We start from the raw sequence: 9,402 nt of genomic DNA, 5'->3' as shown, positions 1-9,402 counted from the left end.
TTAAAACCAAGGCTGTGTTTCCAGATGAGGAGTCTGTTTTCAAGCTGATGTATTTGGCAATGAACAACATTGCTAAGCGATGGAATCGACCGATAAAAAATTGGAAGGCAGCCTTGTCTCATTTTGCTATCCTATTTCCAGGACGCTTCAACTATTAAAAATCTAAAGGCTTACACAAAAATCTAAACACTCTCCTTTTGGAGCGTTTTGGGCGTACTTCGCACGTTCAAAACGCTTGTTTGCTATCTACTGACCATGAACAACACTCGGGTGTGCATGTATTCAGGCCCAGCAATCAACTGTTGAGTAACTGATCTCTGCAACCCGCTTTTGTATCATCTCTTGTCAATCACGGTCAATCACCAGAGTTGAGCGCTCAGCAATACTACAATGCTTTTGAAGCGCTTAAAATCTGGTTGTTTTTGTGAGAGTCTCACTCCGCTCGGCTTTCACAAAAACAACCGTGGCTAATTCAAGCGCAAAGCGTTGTAAGCCTGAAACCTGTACAAAATTAAATTTGGCTCATTATCTCCCCAAGTTCTTCACCTTTAGACCCTAACTTAATAATCAAGAGAAGCAAATCGCTGAAGGCAAAGCCACCGCTGAAATAAGCCTCTCTCCCCGCTCTACCAGTTTGGGCTTACATCATGACTCTCACTAGTTCCCTCGAAGACTTTTCCTTAGCTGAGCTTTTCAGAATGATTGACCAGGGACGCAAATCTGGTCGACTCACGCTTCGTGTTTCAGCCAATCCTCATGAATCCGACGTGAAAAACTATCATGTCTGGTTCCGTCAAGGACGGGTCGTTGCGGTTTCGGATCGCTTGGATGGAAGAGGGCTAGGGTCAAAAATTGCAGAAAAAGGTTGGTTGAGCCAACGGGTGATTGAGCGACTGAACGGCCTCGCAAAATCTGGCACTCCTTTAGGATTAACGCTCAAAATGCAGGGTGCTCTTCACTCAGAGCAATTAAATCTGTTGTTTGTCGCTCAGTTGCAACAAATCTGGGCCTTGTTTGAATCTTGTACAGGTCAATTTGACCTCGATGGGCAGGCATCGCTTCCCTCTAGCGAAATGACCGGTTTAAGCGCCTCGGCTATGGAAGTAGCCCTCTCAGGATTAAGACACCTCAAAAACTGGCACGCTTTCGGAGATACTTTACCAGATGGGGATTCCGCCATTCAAAGTATCGTCCCAAGCAAACCTCAAATTCGTCTCAACTCTCTAGAATGGCAAGTGTGGGAATTTGCCAAAGGAACCGTTTCCCTGCGAGATACAGCCCAGCAACTCAATCAGCCTACAAGCAAAGTTCAGCAAGCGGCGTTCCGTTTGATGCTGGTTGGCTTAGTGGAGGAAGTTCCCTTGGCTCCTTGCACAGTAACGGCATCAACAACCATTGATGCATTTGACATGCTCGAGAATTCGACAGATCTCCCGTCGCTCTTTGACGAAAGGAAGCTAGAGGAAGAACAGAAATCCAAGATGAGCCATTCCCTCCTCCAAAATCTCGTTGGTTTTCTACGGAGCAAACCCTAATGGAAATTCTGCGTATTGTGGTCACAGGCACTGTTGGTGCTGGCAAAACTAGCTTCATTCGGACGATTAGTGAGATTGAAGTAGCCGATACTGAACACCATACAAATGATGAGCCCGCTTTTCTAAAACAGGATACGACCGTTGCGTTTGATTTTGGTCGTCTCACCATTGGACCGAACCAAGTCGTGCATCTCTATGGCACACCTGGACAAGCACAATTTGATTTCACGCGGGATACTCTCATTGACAAAGCTCATGCGTATATTCTGCTGGTCAATGCACATCGTCCTCAAGGGCTACACTACAGCCGTCGCATTCTCAGCTCTATACATCAACGTGTTCGCATTCCCATCGTGATTGGCCTTACTCATGTAGACTACCCCGATGCCTGGACACCTGACACTATTGCCCTAGCTTTAGGATTATCAAATGAACGTAGACGTCCTCCAATAGTGTGTTTAGATGCAACCGATCGCGAGGCTGTCTCTAAAACGTTAATTACGCTTATTGAAGCTATGATGGCAGTTCCCGTTTCACAATAGTTCCACTTTTTTACTCATACAACTGATGAATAGCTACTCAGGACGATAGATAACTCGAGCGTCTAAATGAAGAGTACGTAAATAGTAAGCCAGTTCCTCAGCTTGATCACGGTTGGGAAAGACCCCAGCCTGCACATAAGGTCCCAAACGGGAATCTGTCTGAAATGCATCTGGTATACATTGACGCACAGCTATCAAGGTATTAGTCCGGTACGCAGGCACAATCACAACATAAGGAGCCCCGGCAATGCGGCCAATGAAGGTAACATTTCCCTGGGCTTGCTGATTTTGGGTTGTACAGGGTTGAGCAGTAGAAGGCCGTAAATGATGATTTGAACTGACAAATTGCGCTTGTTCGACGGCAAATGGGGTTAGTGCAATAACCTGTTCAGGTACGGAGAGAGCCCATGGGCAGGGCATTACCAAATTACCCGCAAGAGCCAACGCAATACTTGCAATGAATCGATTAACCAAATTACTCATAAGGCTTAATTCAGGGAGTAAACCACATTAAGGAACACTCAGTTGATACTCTCGTCGGCTTCCCAAAGGCGTAATGACGGTGGCAACAAGACGGCGGTTAGAGAACGGGACTTGCAGATCAAATTGTCCTGTTAGATCTACAGTTTGTGGTTCTTGGTCGATCAACAATAAGTTAACCGGATCTATTTGACCTGCAATGCGAGCTGTTCGTGAATTAATCGATGCCAACAACCTTAAATCCAGACGAGGATCTTCCCTTAGAGGTGTAGGGGGAGTTGGCGGTGATCCGGGTACAACCAAACTTTGTAGCCCACCGCTAATTGGAACTTGCTCACCCTGAGCCATAGCAACAACCTGGCCTTCTAGAGTAGCTACCCCTGTTTTACCATCGGGCTGAACACCAATTCCAAAAACAGTGCCGCGCACACCGCTAATACCGGCTGGAGTTTCAATCTCCAATGTTGAACTGGGATTGGTAAGCCGGCGAACTTGTAGCCGTACTTGTCCGCCCGTTACACGCAATCGAGTGATCCTGCCGCCATCAGAGGCCGTATCAAGCTGCTGAACCCGAACAGTCGTTGCTTCAGCAACCTGAACAGATCCCATCCCCGTATCAATTACAAGATTAGCGGCGGAATTGCGCCCTGTAGTGATCGTATCCCCAATGGCTGACAGTCTATCTTGCGGGCGAGCAGGACGAGTTGTTTGCCCATGGTGGTAGCTGACATTACCCGATAGTTCTCGGACTTCTAGCCAACGATCAACTCTGACTGGAAACAGTTGTGCTAGAAGCTGCCCTGACCAACCTAGAATTACCAGGATGAACAGAAGGGATATTAGGAATTTGAGGCGTTTTTGATACACGTCTTTATCGCTAAAGGAGCCATTGGGCAATAACTGTAGCTCATAATACCCTCTACAAGCAGAGCAAATACACCTGAGAATTTTCTGGTTGTCAGCAAATAAAAAATACAGCTGATATGAGGAAAACACAGGATAACTGCGGGAAAAAAAGACGCGCTTAACGGCTGGAGGATTCGATCTGCTGTTTGCTGACCCAGCATCCACCCTAAACTCTATCCAGCGATAGATGTGCCTACTTTATTTTGGAAAGGCGATCGCTATCCTGCCTCAGCAAGAACCAAGCAGCTATATCGTGAAGTTAGAAGTAACTTTCACAAGTTCTTTTACGATTTATAGATTGAGCTATGCAGCCTAACCCTTTGGGAACCCAATCCTGGCCTTCTAAGGGACCCCTGGTTGCTACAGTGCAGTCTGTTTTTTAGAGATATTCAACAAAGGCTGAATGCTAGAGCTAATTCCAACTTACGTGATAAAAATGGCATGACCCCAATCATGTATGCTCTAAATTGAGTAACATTCCAACAACTACTAGTTACTGACGCTGATCCAAAAGTGATCGATTTTCACAATTGAGATGAACTCCAGCACTTTGTGAGTGTAACAGTTGCCGAATCTCAGTTTTCAATTCAATCGATCTTACTGGCATAGCAACCGAAACTATAATCAAACATTGCCAAAAGGGTAGAGTTGCTGATTGTTTCTAGATGCGATGTGAACGCTACAGATGCTGCTAGAGATACTCTATACATAACGCATTACTGGGTTATTCCCACGTCATCAATGAAGACTGTTTCAATAGCTACGGAATAGTTTGAATTTGTTTCTGAATCTCCTGGGTGCAGGTAGTTGATAGACGTATAGTCTCGATCTCATTGAGCTAGTTTGCAGGTATTTCTTGCAAACTACTCGTTGATAGATACACCATTCTTGGGGCTGCTAGATCGCTTTCCTTCATGAAATAAGTTGCAACTTGAATGGGATAAGGGAGGTTATGTGAAAAAGACGGAGCCACTGGGAATGGAGGATAACCAGCAATTATTAAAAAACAGTGAATCAACTATCTAATTTTGGATAAGAGCTATGTGATCTTTTGGTAGCAATTTTGTAAGGGTAGAGCTATTCGCTAATTGCTCGCTACCTCTCACCAAACTAGCTGAAATTAGACATATTGTGGGCAACCATTTCGGAGCATTGGCGAGAAGTGTTCGCTGAGCACGGTGATTGCCCACGTTTCATCGCTTCAGAAGCATAAGTCAGCAATTTTTCAGATGGTTGTGCTTTGCCCTTACCCCTTCTCACAATTCATTTGAGATTGCTATATCTTCGCTCAACAGCGGAAATTCCTTCAATCTATTCCTTTTGGATGAACCATCCCTAAAATAGGCTTATTACTGTACGGATAGTTTCTAGCTATTCCCATGCTTCAAATTCCAGGAGTTTTTGGGATTGTCACATACTGGCAGTTTGCAAAATCAATCCGTCTGACAGTATTTATGACGATCCAGTTTTTGGCGACAATTTGGTAATTGCTGAACCATTAGAAGGTGCGATCGCCTAGTGATCGTCCTGCCTTGGGCCAAAGAGCATCCTACTCTGCTCTTGACCTGGATATTATCTTTTGGTTGATCAAGCTTGTTCAATTGCAAAAAATGCAGGGCATTTCGCCGTGCTAGTTCTTGCCATTTTTGGGGCAATACTGGCCGTTGAGATTTGTTCTGGCTGTGTTTTGCAATTCCCTCATCATTTCAAAGGCTGTTTGAAGAATCCCTGGAAGGGATGTTTTTCGTGCGTGTAGTGTGTGAAAAATCAATTCAAACAGCCCCTTGTCGACGTCGTCAAAAATAGGGCAAACCAATGAGTATCGTTGAAGCAAAGTGCACGGCTACTGCTACATCATTTCATGTCGAAGGCTATGAAAAGATTGCATTTGACTTGCAACTTGTTGATTGTATTTTTGAAATTGAGAATGCAACCCTAGCCGAGAATTATCAACGCTTTGGCCGCTGTTTAGCTGTTGTCGACCACAATGTGAATCGGCTGTATGGATTACAGATGCAGCAGTATTTTCAGCATTACGGCATTGATCTGACGATCTTTGCCATTCAAATTGAAGAACCGGCGAAAACGATGGCTACTTTGCAGGCGATCGTCGATGCCTTTGCAAGTTTTGGTCTGGTTCGGAAAGAACCTGTCCTCGTAGTTGGAGGTGGGCTTGTTCTAGATGTTGCTGGATTTGCATGCGCCACATACCGTCGCAGCACTAATTTCATTCGCGTTCCAACAACACTAATTGGTTTAATTGATGCCGGAGTCGCGATCAAGGTCGCTGTTAATCACGATAAGTTGAAGAACCGCCTGGGTGCTTATCATCCCCCCAAACAAGTTTTGCTAGATTTCTCATTTCTCAAAACTCTGCCAACGGATCAGGTGCGTAACGGCATGGCGGAACTGGTCAAGATTGCTGTTGTCGCTAATGCAGAGGTGTTTAATCTGCTGGATCAATACGCAGAAGAACTGCTTAGCACGCACTTTGGTTACCTGGGGGGCAGTGCAGCCCTGAAGGCCGCAGCCCATCGCATCAATTACGCATCCATTGAGACGATGCTGGAGCTAGAAACGCCTAATCTGCATGAACTTATGCTCGATCGCGTCATTGCGTACGGCCACACCTGGAGCCCCACACTAGAACTTGCACCCAGCGTCCCCTTGCTGCACGGTCATGCCGTCAATATTGATATGGCACTGTCTGCCACAATTGCTGCTTGCCGAGGCTATATCACCTTGTCTGAGCGCGATCGCATCCTGACCCTCATGAGCCGTTTAGGATTAGCTCTCGACCATCCCCTACTGGATAGCGATCTGCTTTGGCAGGCAACACAATCCATTACCCAAACCCGCGATGGTTTGCAACGAGCAGCCATGCCCCGCCCCATTGGGGAATGCTTTTTTGTGAATGATCTCACTTATGAGGAGTTAGATACGGCTCTGCGTGAGCACAAACAATTGTGTCTGGGCTATCCACGCCAAGGGGCAGGGGTGGACGCCTACATCCGCAGCGCTCAGCAAGACCTGGTGGGGAGCAATGTTGCATGACTAGCATCATGAGTAGGACGATAGAGGATCGCGTCCGTCCCGTTACACCTTTAGGAATTCTGGTGGAGCAGCTAGCCGAGCTTGTGGCTCAGGCTGAGCAAACGAATATGCCTACCGAGTTTATGGCAAAGCTGCAATCAGCCTACCAGTTAGCAGCCGGACTGGATCCCTATTTGGAGCAATCCACAACTCCAGAATCTGCTGATTTGGCGGCGATCGCCACTCGTACCCGCAATGAACCCTGGAACCAGCACTTTACGGATGGCAGTATTGTGCGACAGCTTGAGCAGGAAATGCTTTCAGGCCATATCGAGGGGCAGGCACTTAAGATGTTTGTGGCCATGACGCGATCGCGCCGTATTCTCGATATTGGCATGTTCACAGGGTATTCGGCCCTGGCTATGGCTGAAGCCTTGCCACAGGACGGAACATTGTTAGCCTGCGAGGTGGATTCCTATGTGGCAGGATTAGCGCGAGAATTGTTTGATCGATCCCCCCATGGTGGCAAAATCGAGATTGCGATCGCTCCTGCCCTGGAAACACTGCATAAACTGGCTGAAACAGGCCAATCCTTTGATTTCGTTTTCATTGATGCTGACAAGAAGGAGTATGCTCAGTATTTTCAATTCCTGCTCGACTTTAACTTGCTGACATTGGACGGTTTCATCTGTGCTGATAACACTCTGTTACAGGGTCAGGCATATTTACCAAATGCATCCGCAAATGGAGCCGCAATTGCTCGGTTCAACCAGGCCGTCCAGTCCGATCGACGGGTTGAGCAGGTTTTATTGCCCCTGCGCGATGGTGTCACTCTGATACGCCGTATTGCTTAAAACACGAAACGGAGGCAGATCATTTTCTTGACTCTGCCTCCTAACATTTGGAATTTGACCCATGGTGAATTCTCCTCTGGGGCAGATGAGGGCGATCGTGCAAAGTTTAGCTGCGCTGACTGCCCTGCTAATTGCTCTACCCTTTAATCTCAGCATTGTTCTAGGCGCATTGGTTCGTCGTTGGATATGGAATCGTCCTGCCATACCGTTTGCCGAATCGCCCAAGACGATTTTGCTGACAGGCGGCAAAATGACAAAAGCCCTTCAACTAGCTCGATCCTTTCATAGGGCCGGCCATCGCGTCATTCTGGCAGAAACGCAGAAGTATTGGCTGACAGGACATCAATTTTCAAACAGTATCGACTGTTTTTACACAATTCCGGCACCCCAAAAAGACCCAGACGCCTATATCCAAGCATTATTAGCCATTGCAAAGCAAGAGCAGGTCGATGTCTACGTTCCTGTTTGTAGTCCTGTCCAAAGCTACTACGATTCGCTAGCAAAATCTATGCTGGCTGGTGCCTGTGAAGTATTCCACTTCGATCCAGCCGTAACACAAATGTTGGATGATAAGTTTGCATTTGCAGAAGCGGCAAGGGCAATCGGCCTATCTGTTCCCAAGTCATACCTGATCACCCATCCTCAACAGGTACTAGACTTTGATTTTTCCGGTGAAACTCACCCTTACATCCTCAAAAGTATCCCCTACGATTCAGTACGACGGCTTGACTTAACAAAACTACCCTGCTCGACACGCCCGGAGACCGAAGCGTTTGTTCGCAGCTTACCGATTAGCCCAGCCAAACCCTGGATTATGCAGGAATTCATTCGGGGGCAGGAGTATTGCACCCACAGCACAGTGCGTGATGGGGAACTGCGGTTGCACTGCTGCTGTAAATCCTCTGCCTTCCAAGTCAACTACAGTTCAGTGGAAAACTCGGAAATCCAGCAGTGGGTTAGCACGTTTGTTCAGGCATACAATCTGAGCGGACAAGCTTCGTTTGACTTCATTCAATCAGAAGATGGACAGGTGTATGCGATTGAGTGCAATCCTCGTACCCACTCGGCAATCACAATGTTTTACAACCATCCCGGCGTTGCAGATGCCTATCTCTCCGATGAGCCGTTAGCTGAACCGTTACGACCTTTAGCAACCAGCAAACCCGTTTACTGGCTTTATCACGAGATTTGGCGGCTGAATGAAGTGCGATCGCTGGCTGATTTGCGCTCCTGGTGGCAAACACTCCGTCAGGGCAAAGACGCTATCTTTGCACCCGATGATCCACTGCCATTTTTGATGGTACATCACTGGCAGATACCTTTGTTGCTGCTCGATAATCTCCGCCGCAGAGCTGGTTGGGTTCGCATTGACTTCAATATTGGCAAACTCGTTGAACTGGGTGGCGATTAGCGGGTCAGTCAGGCCGGAACTAACTTGTTAAGCTTCAGGGGCAACTCAATTACAAATTGTGTGCCCTTACCCGGCTCTGAATGGCAAGTTAACTGGCCACCATGCTTCTCAACGACAACTTGATAACTGATGGATAATCCGAGGCCAGTTCCTTTACCGATGGGTTTAGTGGTAAAAAATGGCTCAAATAACCGTTGCTGAACTTGTTCACTGATTCCTCCACCATTGTCAGAAATTCGAATCTGAATATAGCGATCGTCAATCTTCTCAGTAACAACTGCAATTGTTAAAGGGTTCTGTTGAAGCTGCTCACATGAGCATTTCTTCGTTAACTCATCAACCGCATCAATTGCATTACTAAGAATGTTCATAAATACCTGATTGAGTTGCCCGGCATAGCACTCAACCAGGGGTAAGTCTCCATACTGCTTGATAACTTTAATACCAGGATGGCCCGCGACCTCTTTGAGCCGGCTTTGTAAAATCATCAAAGTACTGTCGATACCGTCATGAATGTTGACCTCTTTCGAGCTATGTTTATTTGTGGTGTATGAGTAAAGGAGAAGAAACGGCGTATCCTGCTGGATAAGGAAAAAGACCAGACGAGGATACACCATGAATAACGACAATCTTATTGCATT

8 protein-coding genes and 1 pseudogene are annotated in these 9,402 nt (G+C 46.7%); 6 read left to right on the top strand and 3 right to left on the bottom strand.

Annotated features, from left to right (window positions below):
• From NDI52_RS34110 to NDI52_RS34100, 3 genes and pseudogenes are all read left to right on the top strand, one after another.
• Window positions 1-158, top strand: a pseudogene (locus NDI52_RS34110) (IS256 family transposase); the annotation flags it as partial.
• A gap of 489 nt (window positions 159-647) precedes the next feature.
• Window positions 648-1,535 carry a DUF4388 domain-containing protein gene (locus NDI52_RS34105; protein WP_348257139.1) on the top strand — a complete coding sequence of 296 codons (888 nt, stop codon included), beginning with the start codon at window positions 648-650 and terminating at the stop codon, window positions 1,533-1,535.
• Window positions 1,535-2,077: a GTPase gene (locus NDI52_RS34100; protein WP_348257138.1), complete on the top strand. Its 543-nt coding sequence runs from the start codon at window positions 1,535-1,537 to the stop codon at window positions 2,075-2,077. The genes NDI52_RS34105 and NDI52_RS34100 overlap by 1 nt, the downstream gene beginning before the upstream one ends.
• A gap of 33 nt (window positions 2,078-2,110) precedes the next feature.
• On the opposite strand, the gene NDI52_RS34095 is transcribed toward NDI52_RS34100, so the two are convergent.
• Window positions 2,111-2,560 (bottom strand): hypothetical protein, encoded by a 450-nt coding sequence (locus NDI52_RS34095; protein ID WP_348257137.1) that lies wholly within the window; start codon window positions 2,558-2,560, stop codon window positions 2,111-2,113.
• Window positions 2,561-2,587: 27 nt separating this feature from the next.
• On the bottom strand, window positions 2,588-3,454 hold the full coding sequence (locus NDI52_RS34090) for a FecR family protein (protein ID WP_199330865.1): 867 nt from the start codon (window positions 3,452-3,454) through the stop codon (window positions 2,588-2,590).
• Between the two features lie 1,824 nt (window positions 3,455-5,278).
• Between NDI52_RS34090 and NDI52_RS34085 the strand changes: the two genes are divergently transcribed.
• From NDI52_RS34085 to NDI52_RS34075, 3 genes are all read left to right on the top strand, one after another.
• The gene (locus NDI52_RS34085; RefSeq protein ID WP_190773772.1) at window positions 5,279-6,517 is read left to right on the top strand and encodes a sedoheptulose 7-phosphate cyclase; all 1,239 of its coding nucleotides are present in this window, start codon (window positions 5,279-5,281) and stop codon (window positions 6,515-6,517) included.
• Window positions 6,514-7,350, top strand: coding sequence for a class I SAM-dependent methyltransferase (locus tag NDI52_RS34080; protein ID WP_348257136.1), 837 nt, complete (start codon window positions 6,514-6,516; stop codon window positions 7,348-7,350). Before NDI52_RS34085 ends, NDI52_RS34080 begins: the two co-directional genes overlap by 4 nt.
• A gap of 61 nt (window positions 7,351-7,411) precedes the next feature.
• Window positions 7,412-8,761 (top strand): ATP-grasp enzyme, encoded by a 1,350-nt coding sequence (locus NDI52_RS34075; protein WP_348257135.1) that lies wholly within the window; start codon window positions 7,412-7,414, stop codon window positions 8,759-8,761.
• An 8-nt stretch (window positions 8,762-8,769) separates the two neighbouring features.
• Here the strand turns inward: NDI52_RS34075 and NDI52_RS34070 are convergent.
• On the bottom strand, window positions 8,770-9,402 hold a 633-nt coding region (locus tag NDI52_RS34070; protein ID WP_348257134.1), incomplete at its 5' end, for an ATP-binding protein.

The organism is Leptolyngbya sp. PL-A3 (assembly GCF_039962325.1).
Taxonomy (GTDB): Bacteria; Cyanobacteriota; Cyanobacteriia; order Elainellales; family Elainellaceae; genus Vacuolonema.
The sequence above is the reverse complement of the archived record's forward strand: the minus strand, read 5'-3'. Positions and strand labels throughout refer to the sequence as shown.

What these genes read in the sequence shown, in the direction of transcription:
- NDI52_RS34105 (WP_348257139.1), top strand. Translation starts at nt 648, where the DNA reads ATGACTCTCACTAGTTCCCTCGAAGACTTTTCCTTAGCTGAGCTTTTC.
- NDI52_RS34095 (WP_348257137.1), bottom strand. Translation starts at nt 2,560, where the DNA reads ATGAGTAATTTGGTTAATCGATTCATTGCAAGTATTGCGTTGGCTCTT.
- NDI52_RS34085 (WP_190773772.1), top strand. Translation starts at nt 5,279, where the DNA reads ATGAGTATCGTTGAAGCAAAGTGCACGGCTACTGCTACATCATTTCAT.
- NDI52_RS34075 (WP_348257135.1), top strand. Translation starts at nt 7,412, where the DNA reads ATGGTGAATTCTCCTCTGGGGCAGATGAGGGCGATCGTGCAAAGTTTA.
- NDI52_RS34080 (WP_348257136.1), top strand. Translation starts at nt 6,514, where the DNA reads ATGACTAGCATCATGAGTAGGACGATAGAGGATCGCGTCCGTCCCGTT.
- NDI52_RS34100 (WP_348257138.1), top strand. Translation starts at nt 1,535, where the DNA reads ATGGAAATTCTGCGTATTGTGGTCACAGGCACTGTTGGTGCTGGCAAA.